This is a genomic window from Devosia sp. (assembly GCF_036676215.1).
Classification (GTDB): domain Bacteria; phylum Pseudomonadota; class Alphaproteobacteria; order Rhizobiales; family Devosiaceae; genus Devosia.
Genome location: NZ_JAKFDJ010000222.1, coordinates 1 through 14346 on the forward strand (window position 1 = coordinate 1; position 14346 = coordinate 14346).

12 protein-coding genes are annotated in these 14346 nt (G+C 62.5%); 9 read left to right on the forward strand and 3 right to left on the reverse strand.

The window, feature by feature from the left end; genetic code table 11:
• The 7 genes from V6M52_RS18290 to V6M52_RS18320 form a co-directional block, all read left to right on the forward strand.
• Positions 1-103 (forward strand): ATP-dependent Clp protease adaptor ClpS (locus V6M52_RS18290; protein WP_332702377.1); only part of this gene is annotated, 103 nt, incomplete at its 5' end.
• A gap of 9 nt (positions 104-112) precedes the next feature.
• The gene (gene clpA / locus V6M52_RS18295; RefSeq protein ID WP_332702357.1) at positions 113-2452 is read left to right on the forward strand and encodes an ATP-dependent Clp protease ATP-binding subunit ClpA; all 2340 of its coding nucleotides are present in this window, start codon (positions 113-115) and stop codon (positions 2450-2452) included.
• 241 nt (positions 2453-2693) lie between these two features.
• Positions 2694-3380, forward strand: a complete 687-nt coding sequence (locus V6M52_RS18300; protein ID WP_332702359.1) for a glutathione S-transferase family protein — start codon at positions 2694-2696, stop codon at positions 3378-3380.
• The gene (locus tag V6M52_RS18305) at positions 3377-3715 is read left to right on the forward strand and encodes an ArsR/SmtB family transcription factor (protein ID WP_332702361.1); all 339 of its coding nucleotides are present in this window, start codon (positions 3377-3379) and stop codon (positions 3713-3715) included. Before V6M52_RS18300 ends, V6M52_RS18305 begins: the two co-directional genes overlap by 4 nt.
• A complete protein-coding gene (locus V6M52_RS18310; RefSeq protein WP_332702363.1) occupies positions 3715-4185 on the forward strand; it encodes an SRPBCC domain-containing protein in 471 nt (156 codons plus the stop codon). The genes V6M52_RS18305 and V6M52_RS18310 overlap by 1 nt, the downstream gene beginning before the upstream one ends.
• 216 nt (positions 4186-4401) lie before the next feature.
• Complete coding sequence (locus V6M52_RS18315; RefSeq protein WP_332702365.1) at positions 4402-5466, forward strand: DMT family transporter; 1065 nt, start codon at positions 4402-4404, stop codon at positions 5464-5466.
• 51 nt (positions 5467-5517) lie between these two features.
• Positions 5518-6258, forward strand: a complete 741-nt coding sequence (locus V6M52_RS18320; RefSeq protein ID WP_332702367.1) for an SDR family oxidoreductase — start codon at positions 5518-5520, stop codon at positions 6256-6258.
• A gap of 51 nt (positions 6259-6309) precedes the next feature.
• Here the strand turns inward: V6M52_RS18320 and V6M52_RS18325 are convergent, their stop codons facing one another.
• Positions 6310-6948 (reverse strand): pyridoxamine 5'-phosphate oxidase family protein, encoded by a 639-nt coding sequence (locus V6M52_RS18325; protein ID WP_332702369.1) that lies wholly within the window; start codon positions 6946-6948, stop codon positions 6310-6312.
• Positions 6949-7176: 228 nt separating this feature from the next.
• Positions 7177-8052, reverse strand: coding sequence for an alpha/beta hydrolase family protein (locus V6M52_RS18330; protein WP_332702371.1), 876 nt, complete (start codon positions 8050-8052; stop codon positions 7177-7179).
• A gap of 470 nt (positions 8053-8522) precedes the next feature.
• On the opposite strand from V6M52_RS18330, the gene dnaE reads away from it, so the two are divergent.
• A complete protein-coding gene (gene dnaE, locus V6M52_RS18335) occupies positions 8523-11978 on the forward strand; it encodes a DNA polymerase III subunit alpha (RefSeq protein WP_332702373.1) in 3456 nt (1151 codons plus the stop codon).
• 212 nt (positions 11979-12190) lie between these two features.
• Here the strand turns inward: dnaE and V6M52_RS18340 are convergent, their stop codons facing one another.
• Entirely contained in the window at positions 12191-12634 is a 444-nt protein-coding gene (locus V6M52_RS18340; protein WP_332702375.1) for a winged helix-turn-helix transcriptional regulator, read from the reverse strand.
• Between the two features lie 38 nt (positions 12635-12672).
• Here V6M52_RS18340 and V6M52_RS18345 point away from each other — a divergent pair, with 38 nt between their 5' ends.
• Complete coding sequence (locus tag V6M52_RS18345; RefSeq protein ID WP_332692801.1) at positions 12673-13392, forward strand: SDR family NAD(P)-dependent oxidoreductase; 720 nt, start codon at positions 12673-12675, stop codon at positions 13390-13392.
• Positions 13393-14346 lie beyond the last annotated feature (954 nt).

Genomic DNA, 14346 nt, shown 5'->3' on the forward strand with positions numbered 1-14346 from the left:
CGGCGTATATCCATACGAAGTGGCCGAGACCAAGGTCACACGGGTCATGGATACGGCACGCAAGAACCAGCATCCGCTGCAATGCGTGATGGAAAAGCAATAGGAACATCATATGCCCTCATTCTCCCGCGGACTTGAAAAGGCTCTGCATCAGGCGATGAACCTGGCGCGCGAGCGCAACCATGAGTTCGCTACGCTCGAGCACCTGCTGCTGGCCCTGACCGACGACCGTGAAACGATCGCCGTTCTGACCGGCTGCGACGTCGATGTCGACGCGCTCAAGAGCGACCTCGAAGATTTCATCAATGAAGAACTGGACAGTCTCATCGTGGCCAATGGCCAGGATGCGCGGCCGACCGCCGCGTTCCAGCGCGTCATCCAGCGCGCGGTGATCCACGTCCAGTCATCGGGCCGCGAAGAGGTTACGGGGGCCAATGTGCTCGTCGCCATCTTTGCCGAGCGCGAAAGCCATGCCGCCTATTTCCTCGAACAGCAGGACATGAGCCGGCTGGACGCAGTCAACTTCATCAGCCACGGGATTACCAAATCGGGTCCCAGCGAGGAGCGCAAGGTGCGCGGTGCCGAGGACGGAGAAGGCAATACTGAAGGGGGTGCCGAGGCCAAGAAGAGCTCGGCCCTGGCCGATTTCTGCATCAACCTCAACGAGAAGGCCCGGCAGGGCAAGATCGACCCGCTGATCGGGCGCGATGCCGAACTGCGCCGGACCATCCAGATCCTGTGCCGGCGGTCCAAGAACAACCCGCTCTATGTCGGCGATGCCGGCGTGGGCAAGACGGCTATTGCCGAGGGCCTGGCCCGCAAGATCATCGAGGGCGATGTGCCCGAAGTGCTCAAGGAAGCGGTGATTTATGCGCTCGACATGGGGTCGCTGCTGGCCGGCACGCGCTATCGCGGCGACTTCGAGGAACGCCTCAAGGCCGTGATGAAGGAGCTGGAAAAGCTGCCGAATTCGGTGCTGTTCATCGACGAGATCCACACCATGATCGGTGCGGGCGCGACCTCCGGTGGGGCGCTCGATGCGTCGAACCTGCTCAAGCCCGCTCTCGCTTCGGGGGCGATCCGCTGCATCGGCTCGACCACCTATAAGGAGTATCGCCAGTTCTTCGAGAAGGACCGGGCCCTGGTGCGCCGGTTCCAGAAGATCGATGTCAACGAGCCTTCCGTGCCCGATGCCATTGAGATCGTGAAGGGCCTGCGGCCGTATTTCGAAGAGTTCCACAAGATCAAGTATACCGACGACGCCCTCAAGGCGGCGGTGGAACTGAGCGCGCGTTATATCAACGACCGCAAGTTGCCTGACAAGGCGATCGACGTGCTCGACGAAACCGGCGCCAGCCAGATGCTGGTGACGCCGGACAAGCGCAAGAAGGTGATCGATGTCGAGGACATCGAGGCGACCGTCGCCACCATTGCGCGCATTCCGCCCAAATCGGTCTCCAAGTCCGATGCCGACCTGCTGGGCAGCCTCGAGCAGAGCCTGAAAACGGTGGTCTTCGGCCAGGACCTGGCCATTACCGCGCTGTCGTCGGCGATCAAGCTGGCGCGTGCCGGCCTGCGTGAACCGGAAAAGCCGATCGGCTCTTACCTGTTCACCGGCCCGACCGGCGTCGGCAAGACCGAAGTGGCCAAACAGCTCGCCGACACCCTTGGGGTGGAGCTTTTGCGCTTCGATATGTCGGAGTACATGGAGCGCCACACGGTCAGCCGGCTGATCGGCGCGCCTCCGGGCTATGTCGGGTTTGACCAGGGTGGTCTCTTGACCGATGGCGTGGACCAGCATCCCCATTGCGTGGTGCTGCTCGACGAAATCGAGAAGGCCCATCCCGATCTCTACAACATCCTGTTGCAGGTGATGGACCATGGCAAGCTGACCGACCACAACGGCAAGTCGGTGGATTTCCGCAATGTCATCCTGATCATGACCTCCAATGCCGGGGCCATGGACCTGCAGAAAGCGCCGATCGGCTTTGGCCGCAAGCGCGAGCAGGGCGACGACGAAGAGGCGATCAACCGCCTGTTCACGCCGGAATTCCGCAACCGGCTCGACGCGATCATCTCCTTCGCGCCGCTGCCGCGGGACGTCGTCCGTCGCGTGGTCGAAAAGTTCGTGCTGCAGCTGGAAGGCCAACTGGCCGAGCGTGGTGTCACCATCGTGCTGCAGCCCGAAGCCGCCGACTGGCTGGCCGAGCGGGGCTATGATGAACGCATGGGCGCGCGCCCACTGGGCCGCGTGATCCAGGAATACATCAAGAAGCCGCTGGCCGATCAGGTCCTCTTCGGCGAACTGGTCAATGGCGGCACGGTCACCGTGGCCGTGGTCGGCGAAGGCAATGAAGCCAAGCTCGAGCTGATCGCGGTCCCCCCGCGCCCGGCCAAGCCCAAAGCCCTGCCCAAGCCGAAAAAGCCCAAGGCGACGGCCGATAAGAACTGAAACGGAAGGCCCGGAGTGATCCGGGCCCTTTGTTGTTCTGGACCGCCCATTCGTTGCGTTTGCCGTTAGGGCTGACTTGGGGTGGGGAGCGGAAAGGCCGCTTTCGCCTATCGACCTCGAAAAGCAGACGCCCAGAACGGCAGAACTTGACCAGCCAAAGTTTCCTCATATGGAAACTTTCTTGATCTTGCCGGAGAGATGCGCTATCAGTTTCCGAAACTGGAAACTATTGGATCAGCTGATGGCACTCACGCTCTACCTCCACCCACTCGCCTCGTTCTGCCACAAGGTACTGATCGGCCTTTATGAGAACGGCACGTCCTTCGAGGCCAGTATTGTCGACTTTTCAAACGCCGGGTCCGCTGCTGCCCATATTGAGCGGTGGCCGGTGGGCAAAATCCCGGTGTTGCACGACAGCGTCGGCAACAGGGTGGTCGCCGAGACCAGCATCATCATCGAATATCTGCAACAGCATTGGCCCGGACCGGTCCGACTAATCCCGAGCGAGGCAGAGCAGCAACTGGAGGTTCGTCTGTGGGACCGCTTTTTTGACCTCTATGTCAGCGTGCCGATGCAAAAGATCGTCGGTGACCGCATCCGGCCCGAAGGCGCCACCGACTCCCATGGGGTTGCAGAAGCGCACGTGACGCTGGAAACCGCCTATGACATGATCGAGGGCCAACTTTATGGAAGGCACTGGATAACCGGAGAGGCGTTTAGCATGGCGGATTGTTCGGCGCTGCCAGCCTTGTTCTTCGGGTCCATCGTTCATCCGTTTGGTGATAGCCGGCCGCAATTGCAGGACTATCTGGAGCGCCTGCTGGCGCGGCCATCGGTGCAACGCGTGATCGCGGAAGCACAGCCCTATTTTCAGTATTTCCCATATCGCGATGCCATGCCGGCGCGCTTCCTGGAGCCTGCAGCGTGACTGAACCGGACAATATCGATCGCCTCTTCCAGGCAATGGCAGACCCATACCGGCGCAGCTTCATAGAGAGGCTCTCGAAGGGGCCCGCGTCGGTCAAGGAACTGGCAGCCCCAGCGGACGTGCAACTGCCGGCGGTGCTCAAGCACCTTCGGGTACTTGAAGAGGGCGGCATCGTGGTCAGCGAAAAGGTCGGCCGAGTCCGCACCTATCGCATGCACAAGGAAGCCTTTTCGGCGATGAGCGATTGGATCGAGCAGCGGCAGCGCGAGATGAATGCGGCGTTCGACCGGTTGGCCGATCTCATAGCCGAACTTCCAGAAGAGAAGGATCACTGATGGGCGTGACCGTCGATCACCGGACTTTTGTCATCGAGCGAGAGCTGCCGGGCAACCCAGGCCATGCGTTCCGCTTCTGGTCGGATCACCAGCTCAAGCGCCGCTGGAATGCCTGTCACCCCGATTGGACCGTCGAGGAGGACTGGTTCGACTTTCGCGTAGACGGTGGGGAGCGCATGGTCTGGCACATGCCGGACGGGACGGCACAGGCCATGCTCGCCACCTTTCTCGAAATTTTGCCGCGTGAGCGGATCGTCTACGCCTACACGATGCGGACCAATGGCATAGCCATCTCCTCATCGCTGGTCACGGTCGAATTCGTCGGCAGAGAGGGTGCAACGACCATGACTTTTACCGAGCAAGCGGTTTTCGGCGATCCAGCCGATGGCGATATTCGCGAGGCCGGCACCGGGATTGGTTTTACCCGGCTGCAACAAGCAATGCTGGAGGACGACCTGGCGACGAATTGACAGGAACAGCTGCCGTTTCTGATGCAACTAGACCCGTCCGCTTCGGCTGGTGATCGGATCGCCTTGAGCATCCAAAATGGGGTCGGTAGACGTCGGGCGGCAACGCGCGGCATTTCGGTCGTTCGCGGGCCAGTGTCACCATCCTGAAAGCCGCTCGTCGGCCAAAACACGCCGCGCCGGGGTGCGCCGGACAGTTCCCGGTGCTAGCTTGGGTGCATGCTCAAGCACCATCACTATTCCCACCTATGGCCCGGCGTTCCGTTCGCCCTTGGCGCGGCCGTGCTGTTTGGCGCTTCGGCGCCCCTCGCCAAGGTGTTGCTCGGCACGGTCGATCCGTGGCTGCTTGCCGGTATTCTCTATCTTGGTGCAGGCGCGGGCCTGGCTCTCGTCCATTGGGGGCGGCCGTTGCTCGGCCTTGCCAATGCAGAAGCGCCCCTGCAGCGGCGCGATATGCCGTGGCTTGCGGCCGTCATCGCCTTTGGCGGCATGCTGGGGCCGCTGTTCCTGATGCTGGGCCTCTCGCGGACCTCGGCCGCGTCGGGGTCGCTGCTGCTCAATCTGGAAGGGCTGGCGACCATGGCAATTGCATGGATCGTGTTCCGGGAAAACGTCGACAGGCGCCTGCTGCTCGGCGCGGCCGCAATCCTGGCCGGTGCCGTTTTGCTGTCATGGAACGGTCAGGGCCTCGAACTGGATACGGGTGGGCTGTTCATCGCGGCTGCGTGTCTTTGCTGGGGCATCGACAATAACCTGACGCGCAAGTTGTCCTCGGCCGATCCGGTGCAGATTGCCATGCTCAAGGGACTGGTGGCGGGTTCGACCAATTTCGCCCTTGCCCTTGCGCTTGGGGCACAGTTGCCGGACGTGGCCGTTGTCGCGGGCGGGGCCGTGGTCGGGTTCCTCGGCATCGGCGTCAGCCTTGTCATGTTCATGCTTGGGCTTCGCCACCTTGGTACGGCACGAACGGGGGCCTATTTCAGTCTCGCTCCGTTCATCGGTGCGGTGTTGGCCCTGCTGCTGTTTCGCGAGGGTCTGACTGTCCAGCTCATAGCGGCTGGACTGCTCATGGGGCTCGGGCTATGGCTGCATCTTTCGGAGCGGCATGACCATTGGCACAATCATGAAGCGCTCGAGCACGATCACGCGCATAGCCATGACGACCATCATCAGCATGCCCATGATGGACCGGTGACAGAGCTGCATGCGCATTGGCACCGGCATGAGCCGATGGGCCACGAGCACCCGCATTATCCTGATTTGCACCACCGGCACGGCCACTAGGGGGGCGGTTGCCCTGCCGGCAGTCGTGGCTCGGAAATGGGGAGGAACACTATGACCTTGGCGGGCAAGACGATTGCCATTACCGGCGCGGCGCGGGGCCTGGGCGCGGCCCTGGCCATCGTCGCGGCCGATAGGGGCATGCTGCCGCTGCTGCTGGGGCGCAACCCGGCTCGGCTGGCCGAGATTGCCGGGGTGATCGAGGCCCGCACTGGCCGGCGGCCGGATTGCATTGCCTGCGATCTGGCGGATCTGGGCTCGGTGGCGGATGCGGCGGCCAAGGTGGCGCTGCTGGCGCCGGAGCTCGACATTCTGGTCAATTCGGGGTCGCAATGGACTGGCGGCGCCTTCGAGGCGCAGACCGACGAGCAGATCGCGTCGGTCGTCAACTCGACGGTCAGCGGGACGATGGCGCTGACGCGACGCCTGCTGCCGCTGCTCAGGGCGCGGCCTGCGGCGGATATCCACACCGTGGTGTCGATGAGCGGCCTGCCTTATCCCCGAATGCGCGGTTCGTCGGTGCCGTTTGTCGCTGCCAAGGCGGCGCAGAACGGCTTTGTGCAGGCGCTGACCGAGGAACTGATGGGGACGCGTGTCCGGGTGACGTCGGTCTATCCCGGCATTATCGAGGATGTGCTGCCGACCGAGCCGGCATGGGACCACGAGCGCGGCGATGGAGATATGCTGAGTGATCGCAATGTGGTCGAGGCCATTCTTTACGTGCTGGATCAGCCGGCCAACGTCGCTATCCGCTCGCTGGTGATCGAGCGGGCGCAGACCGACTTTCTTAGGTGATCACGCTGGCCGGCGACCGCTTAACCTCAGGAGCAGGAGCCCAGAACGGCCTCAATAGAGTGTCTTGCTGTATTCAACCTCCAGGTCATCATCGATCTTGCGCATCTCGTTGTCGTCCGATGGCGCGCCATTGGTCTGGTCCAGAATGATCTTGGATAGCGATGGCATCTCGCTGCGGTCCTGGAAGTGGGCCGGGTCCCAGAGATGGGAGCGGCGGAAGGCCTTGGCGCAGTGGAGGAAGACCTCGTCGACGCTTACGACAATGGCGAGCCGCAGCGTGCGGTCATTGACGCGCATGGTCTCGAGCAGGGCAGGGTCGGTGACGAGGCGGGCCGTGCCGTTGACGCGCAGGGTGTCGTCATAGCCCGGGACGATGAACAACAGGCCGACGCGCGGATTGGCGATGATATTGCTCAGGCTGTCGAGGCGGTTATTGCCCGGCCGGTCGGGTATGGCCAGCGTGTGCTGATCGAGGATTTGGACAAAGCCGACGGGATCGCCGCGGGGGCTGACGTCGGCATGGCCGTCCATGTCCTGCGTGCCGATGCAGAGGAAGGGTGAGCGCTGAATGAAGGCCTGCGCGTGCCTGTCGAGCGCGCGCTGGACTTTCAGCGTCGCCAGGGTGTGGGTCGGCTGAAACAGGCTTCGCAGCGACTGTTCATCTGCTATGACGAATTGTGGGCGGATCATCGGTTCCTCCATCTTTTGGCCTTTCGAAGCTCCTTTGTCGGCGGACCTCCGGATCAATGATGTACGTACCTCAAATCTAGTATGACTTGCTGGGTGCGATCAAGTGCGATCGATCATCTCTCGGTGCAGCAATGGGATGGTGATCGAGCAGGCGCGGCATCACCGCCCGCGATTCTTGCCCGCAAGGCTGAGGAAGGCCGGGGGTAATTCCGGCCCTCCTCTTGTGGTTTAGCTGTCGAGGTAAGGCTTGAAGAACGCCACGGTGGCGTCCAGCATTTCGTCAAAGGTCGTCATATCGACAAACACGTTGAAGCCATGGTTCATCGGGCGGACGAAGAGTTCCTCGGGGCCTTCATGGGCGGCGATGAATTTGTCGCCAGTGCCGACGGGGATCACTTCGTCTTCCGTGCCTTCGGCGACAAAGAGCGGGCCCTTATAGGCCGCGATCTCTTCGAACGGCTTCATGGTGAGGATTTCCTCGAAGTAGGGCTGCCTGGTGTAGAGCGAGAAGCCCCAAGGCATCGGCATTTCCGCCGGGGTATCGCCGGTCTTCAGGCCAGCGGCAATCCGCTCGGGGCCTAGCAAGGCCGTGAAGGTCGCCTCGGGATCGCCCAGGCCGGCCCAGATGGCGGTAGCGACCGGAATGCCGGAGCGGCCCGCGACGGCTGAGGCGACGAGGCCGCCCTGGCTCCAGCCGATGATGGCGATGCGCGTGCCGTCAACGCGGGCGTCAGACTGCAGGAGTGCGACAGCAGCGAGCCCATCGGCAATCTGGCCGGAATAGGTCGTATCTTCGAATTCGCCGTCGCTCTCGCCCGACCCACGGAAATCGATGCGCAGGCTGGCATAGCCGGCGGCGGCAAGCTGTTCGGCGGTATAGGTGTAGAGCCCCTTGGCGATCGAGGGGACTTCCATCTCATTGCGGGATCCACCAAAGCCGTGGAACAGCAGGACGACCGGGGCGGGCTCGCCATCGGGGAGGGCAAGCGTGCCGATGACATTGGCGCCATCGACCGGGAAGGAAATTGTTTCTTCGGCTGACTGAGCATTGGCGGCAAATGTCATCCCGAGGACGAACATCGCGGATACGACGGCTTTCAACATTGTATGCACCACTACAGATCACGCGCGGGAGGTGCGCGCGAGGAGTCAGTCTTTCAAGGACTGGAGAGGCGGTCAATGTGCTCGCGCAAGCGCCCGTCTCGGGTAACTCCGTGAACATTTCCTAACACTTCGCTAACCAAGCAGGCCCAATCCCCGCTGTTCCCACTTGTCACGCTGGACAAGAACAAAAGACGAACCTATAAGAACATTATAGCAACACGGGAGATGCAGATGCTCACTTTCATCAAGGACTTCGCCGCATTCGTCACGCTTGGCGCCTTCACCATCGGTTCGCTGACCTGGATGGATGTGCTGGCCCGACTCGTGTGACCCTCAAGCGTTTTCAGCAAAAGTGGACACCGGTTTTGCGGTTCGAAAACGCAGCTAGAAGGGATGGCGCCTGCGCCGGCTGTGGATTGCGGCCCGGAAGCGGTATGATCCGCGCGCCGGGCCGGTCATAAAGGTCCATCATGAGCGGTCCCGGTTTTATCCATCTTCACGTCCATTCCGCGTATTCCCTGCTGGAGGGTGCGCTACAGCTCGATACCATCCTCAAGCTGGCCACGGAGGACAACCAGCCGGCGCTGGGCATTGCCGACACCGGCAACCTGTTCGGCGCGCTGGAATTCTCCGAGAAGGCCAGCAAGAAGGGCATCCAGCCGCTGGTTGGCGTGGAACTGGCCATCGACTTCGCCGCCGGCGAGGAGCGGATCAGCGAGCGCGGGCATGTGGCCTGGGCCGGCAAATCCAGCGTGGTGCTGTTGGCGCAGACCGAGGAAGGCTTTGCCAACCTGTCGCGGCTGGTGTCGCAATCCTATCTCGAAGGCGATGGCGGCACGGCGCGGGCGCAGCTCGATTGGCTGAGCCGCGAGCGGCTTGAGGGGCTAATCTGCCTCAGCGGCGGGCCGGAAGGCGCTATCGACATGGCCTTCGCCCAGGGGCAGGACGCCAATGCGGTGCGCAGGCTGGATCGGCTGGCCGAGCTGTTCGGCGACCGTTTCTATATCGAATTGCAGCGGCATGGCCGGGTGCAGGAAGCCGCCGTCGAGCCGCGGCTGATCGATTATGCCTATCGCAAGGGCATTCCGCTGGTGGCGACCAACGAGCCCTTCTTCAAATCGGCCAAGGAATTCGAGGCGCATGACGCGCTGCTGGCCATTGCCGGGGGCACCGTGCTGGCGCAGACCGAGCGGCGCAAGCTCAACGACCAGTATTATTTCAAGACGCGCGCCGAGATGGCGGCGCTGTTTTCCGACATTCCCGAGGCGCTCGATTCCACCGTCGAGATCGCGCGGCGCACCTCGTATCGGCCGCGGACGCGCAGCCCGATCCTGCCCAAATTCGCGGCCGCGCCCGATCTCAGCGAAGCCGATGCCGTGGCGGCAGAGGCTGCGGCCTTGCGCGCCATGGCGGAGGAGGGGCTGCGCGAACGCCTCGCCACCGTCGGCACTGCGCCCGGCAAGAGCGTAGAGGAATATTGGGATCGGCTGGAATTCGAGCTGGGCATCATCCAGTCGATGAAGTTTCCCGGCTATTTCCTTATCGTGGCTGATTTTATCCGCTGGTCGAAATCGCAGGGCATTCCGGTGGGGCCGGGCCGTGGCTCGGGCGCCGGGTCGCTGGTGGCCTATGCGACCACCATTACCGATCTCGATCCGCTGGCCTATAACCTGCTGTTCGAGCGCTTCCTCAATCCGGAACGCGTGTCGATGCCGGATTTCGACATCGACTTCTGCCAGGATCGCCGCGAAGAGGTGATCCGCTACGTGCAGCAGAAATACGGCTCCGACCAGGTGGCGCAGATCATCACCTTCGGAACGCTGCAGGCGCGCGCCGTGCTGCGCGACGTCGGCCGGGTGCTGCAGATGCCCTATGGGCAGGTGGACCGTATCTGCAAGCTGGTGCCGGCCAATCCGGCCGATCCATGGTCGATCGAGCGGACCATGAAAGAGGTGCCGCAGTTCAAGCAGATGGCGGACGAGGACGAGACGGTCGCCGATCTCGTCGCCATTGCGCGCAATCTCGAAGGGCTGTTCCGTCACGCCTCGACCCATGCCGCCGGCATCATCATCGGCGACCGGCCGCTGCAGGATCTGGCGCCGCTCTATCGCGATCCGCGCTCGGACATGCCGGTCTGCCAGTACAATATGAAGTGGAGCGAGGCGGCGGGGCTGGTGAAGTTCGACTTCCTCGGCCTCAAGACGCTGACGACGGTGCAATATGCCGTCAACATGGTGAACCTCGATGGCGGCAGCTTCCGCATCGAGGATATCCCGATCGACGACAAGCCGACCTACGACCTCTACGCCAAGGGAGACACATTCGGCGTGTTCCAGGTGGAAGGCGCCGGCATGCGGCGCGCGCTGGTCGACATGAAGCCGGATCGTTTCGAGGATATCATCGCGCTGGTGGCGCTCTATCGCCCCGGTCCGATGGACAATATTCCCCTGTTCAACGACCGCAAGCATGGTCGCGAGGAGGTGGAATATCCCCATCCCGACCTGTCGCAGGTGCTGGACGAGACCTATGGCATCATCGTCTATCAGGAGCAGGTGATGCAGATCGCCCAGCTCCTGTCCGGTTATTCGCTGGGCGAAGCCGACATGCTGCGCCGCGCCATGGGCAAGAAGATCAAGTCGGAGATGGACGCGCAGCGCGAGCGCTTCCGCGAAGGCGCCATCAAGCACGGGCTCAAGCAGAGCCAGGCCGATACGATCTTTGACCTCCTGGCCAAGTTCGCCAATTACGGCTTCAACAAGAGCCATGCGGCGACCTATGCGCTCGTCTCCTACCAGACGGGCTATCTCAAGGCGCATTATCCGCATGAATTCCTGGCCGCGTCGATGACGCTGGACATGGGCAATACCGACAAGCTGGCCGAGTTCCGCAGCGAGGCCAAGCGGCACGAGATCGAACTGGTCGCGCCCTGCGTGAACAAGTCCGAAGTGGTGTTCTCGGTCAAGGACAAGCGCATTCTCTATGGCCTCTGCGCGGTCAAGGGCGTGGGCCGGCAGGTGGCCGAGCATATCGTGGAGGCGCGCGGCGATACCCCGTTCAAGGACCTGGGCGATTTCGCCCGCCGGGTTGATCCGCGCATCCTGTCCAAGCGGACGCTGGAGACGCTGGTCAATGCCGGCGCCTTCGACGACATCGTGCCGCGGCGCGAAGTGGCCTTTGCCGCCATCGAGGCGGTGATGGGCATGGCCCAGTCGCTGACCGCCGAGCGCAATGAGGGCCAGTGGAACATGTTCGATGTGGGCGAGCCCGAGCCGGTGCGCCTGCCGGCGGGGGTGCCGGCCTGGACCACCACCGAGCGGGCCGACCGCGAGCTCAGTGCCATCGGCTTTCACCTCTCGGCGCATCCGCTCGATGCTTATGTCGACATGTTCGAGAAGCTGCGGGTGCAGCGCTGGGGCGACTTCGAGCGGGCGGTGAAGGACGGGGCCTCGGCGGGGCGCCTCGCCGGCACGATCAGCGGGCGGCAGGACCGGCGCACCCGCAAGGGCACGCCGATGATGATCCTGACGCTGTCCGACCAGAGCGGCAGCTTTGAGGTCATCGCCTTTTCCGAGCAGATCAACGAATTCGGCGCCATGCTGCAGCCGGGCAAATCGGTGATCCTGCAGGTTGGGGCGGACGAACGGGCCGAGGGCGTGAGCCTCAGGCTGCTCTCAGCGCAACCCATCGACGGCATCGAAAACACGATCGAGCGCCGCCTGACGGTGTTTACCGCCGACGCCAAGGCCCTCGGCTCAATCAGCGCCCAGCTCAAGCGGGGCGGGGAGGGGAGCGTCAACTTCGTCGTCATCCGCGACGGCGGGGCGCGGGAATACGAGATCGAACTGCCGGGGACGTACCGGATCACGGCCGAGGTGGCCGGCGGGATCAAGGCGCTGGATGGGGTTACGGATGTGAGGCTGCATTAGGTGCGGGCGATGTCTGGTCATTCGGGCCGACTTTCATGATGCTTGAAAGCTGCCATTGCTATGTGGGTGCCCAGCCTCAGGATCAGGGCAATTGGGTCGACGTGGAGGCGCTCGATGGCCCTCCACGATTGCGGTCAGGGCACACCTAGCAAACGGTGATGCTCGAATGAACTCGTCGTTCGTGCGGTTCGGAGAGCATGGGAGTCTGGGGACTAACGGCTGGTTACAGGCGGCGTGCCGATCTGCTCGCGGTGGCTCTGAATGGCGCCCATATTGTCCATGACCCACGTTCCCAGCGCGAGCAGCGGTTGCGCCAACGATTGTCCTAGCGGGGTCAGGCTGTATTCAACCTGCGGCGGGACACTCGGATGCACCTTTCGCAAGACCAGCCCATCACCCTCAAGTGATCTGAGCGTGCGCGTCAGCATCTGCTGAGAAATACCGCCGATCATCCGCTTGAGTTCGTTGAACCGTGTGGGCCGCTGAACCAGCATGGCGATGGTCATGATTGTCCATTTGTCGCCCATGCGCCCGAGCATTTGGTTCACTTCCCGGCATGCGGGTAAGGTGCCGAGCTGAGGAGGAGGGGTAGGTACAAGCATCTGACTAGGCCCCAAATTTCTGCGTTCTTGTGCAGCAACAGCGATAGCACACATAGGTAGTCAGGAAAACATACCACCACTGGAGCGTCCTGATGACTGACCAAAAAACTATCGCGATATTCGGAGCTGGGACGGGATTGGGTGCATCCGTTGCAGCCCGATTTGGTCGGGAAGGCTACAAGGTTGCCCTGATCGCCCGCAGTCCGACCGGCCTCGATCTGCTCAGGGGCAAACTGGCGGAGCAGGGGATTGAAGCCCTGAGCTTTCCCGCCGACCTGACCGACCTTACCGCCATCCCGTCTCTCGTGCAGGCAATCGAATCCCAACTTGGCTCGATCGATGTTGCTCTCTTCTCTGCTAACCCAGCCGACGCTTACTTCGTCCCGGCCGCTGACCTGAAGGCGAGCTACCTGCAGTCAGTTTCGCCGTTGCTGACCTGGGCACCAGTCGAGTTGGCTCATGCATTGATGCCCGGCATGCGTTCGCGCGGCGATGGCGCTTTCATCGTGGCCGATGGGCTCTCGGCCATTGTTCCATTCGCCGGAATGAGCGGACCGGGCCCTGCTATGGCAGCGACCCGCAACTACGTCATGACGCTGCATGACGAAGTTCAGCCAGACGGCGTTTTTGTTGGCATGCTGCATGTGGGCGCCATGATCGAGAACTCCACAGGGATGGTGGCGGCCTTGGCCGCCGGAATGGTCGTGGATTCCTTCCCTGTCGTCGATCCGAACATGCTTGCAGACGAAGTGTGGAGGTTGGCGAGCGAGCGAGATCGTACAGAGGCAATCCTTCCACCGCTGCCTCATTAGAATAGGCCCGCTCCCGCAGCTTGTGCGACCTGTCGCTGTCCGCTTATCCGAGCAACCTACCAGAAGCGGACAGCCCCCTGCCCACCCCTTTGCGGCCATGCATGTGCTGGCATCTGCCGCAGTCTAGAAAAGCGCGGGGGAGGCGAGCTTTTGGCCCATCCTCCCTCGCATTTTGGGGCTTTCACCCTTGGCCCCGCGTCCGCGCGCGGGTCTATGTGGGGATAATGCAACAGGGGGTGTGTGCGGTTCCCTAACGGTTACGTGAACATTTTGCCGATTCTGGGCTTTGCCGGTGTGCGACCGAAAAGAGGCGCTGGCCGGGACGCTGGGGCCGGGCAAGGCCATGTGGGCACAATAGAACGCCACCCTTCGCTGGCACCATCTCATCCACCCACAGATCGTCACCCTCGGGCTCGACCCGAGGGCTCTTCACTTGCCGAATGTCGGTTAAGTACAGTCCTCTCGGGTCATGCCCGAGGGTGACCTCCGCGTTTGCTGGGCTTTCTGGCGCCCATCCTCCACTTATCCCCGCGCGTTGGCGCTGGCCTATACTTCCCCCATTGCTGCGCGGAGACGGCGTGCACGGCCAATGGCGCGGCGACAGTCGGGGGGCAGGGGGTCGTGCCTCTGCTCGGGCAAGCGGAAGTGTCGGGCGAGGCCCGACCAGAGTCACGCGCGCCATAAATCCCGGCACCCCGAGGCGGCTGTCGTCTCATATTTATTTACTCAGAGACGAAAGACGTCTCGGGGTCCGTCCGTCTATGATAACCGCGCTGCAGGCGGCGCTTTGGCGCGGGCCTTGCTCTTTTGTGCCTCATCGCCTATATCGCTCCTGCGTTTGACTGCGTGTCAGCGCGATTTCACACACGAGGCAGGCTTTTCGGGCGTTCCGAAAATCCATCCGGTGACGGGAGACCGTCGCAAGGCCTCGTGGCGGCATCAACCGGTAAACAA

Excerpts from the sequence above, each read along its gene's own strand:
- clpA (WP_332702357.1), top strand. The coding sequence starts at position 113 with ATGCCCTCATTCTCCCGCGGACTTGAAAAGGCTCTGCATCAGGCGATG.
- V6M52_RS18300 (WP_332702359.1), top strand. The coding sequence starts at position 2,694 with ATGGCACTCACGCTCTACCTCCACCCACTCGCCTCGTTCTGCCACAAG.
- V6M52_RS18310 (WP_332702363.1), top strand. The coding sequence starts at position 3,715 with ATGGGCGTGACCGTCGATCACCGGACTTTTGTCATCGAGCGAGAGCTG.
- V6M52_RS18315 (WP_332702365.1), top strand. The coding sequence starts at position 4,402 with ATGCTCAAGCACCATCACTATTCCCACCTATGGCCCGGCGTTCCGTTC.
- V6M52_RS18320 (WP_332702367.1), top strand. The coding sequence starts at position 5,518 with ATGACCTTGGCGGGCAAGACGATTGCCATTACCGGCGCGGCGCGGGGC.
- V6M52_RS18325 (WP_332702369.1), bottom strand. The coding sequence starts at position 6,948 with ATGATCCGCCCACAATTCGTCATAGCAGATGAACAGTCGCTGCGAAGC.
- V6M52_RS18330 (WP_332702371.1), bottom strand. The coding sequence starts at position 8,052 with ATGTTGAAAGCCGTCGTATCCGCGATGTTCGTCCTCGGGATGACATTT.
- dnaE (WP_332702373.1), top strand. The coding sequence starts at position 8,523 with ATGAGCGGTCCCGGTTTTATCCATCTTCACGTCCATTCCGCGTATTCC.
- V6M52_RS18340 (WP_332702375.1), bottom strand. The coding sequence starts at position 12,634 with ATGTGTGCTATCGCTGTTGCTGCACAAGAACGCAGAAATTTGGGGCCT.
- V6M52_RS18345 (WP_332692801.1), top strand. The coding sequence starts at position 12,673 with ATGACTGACCAAAAAACTATCGCGATATTCGGAGCTGGGACGGGATTG.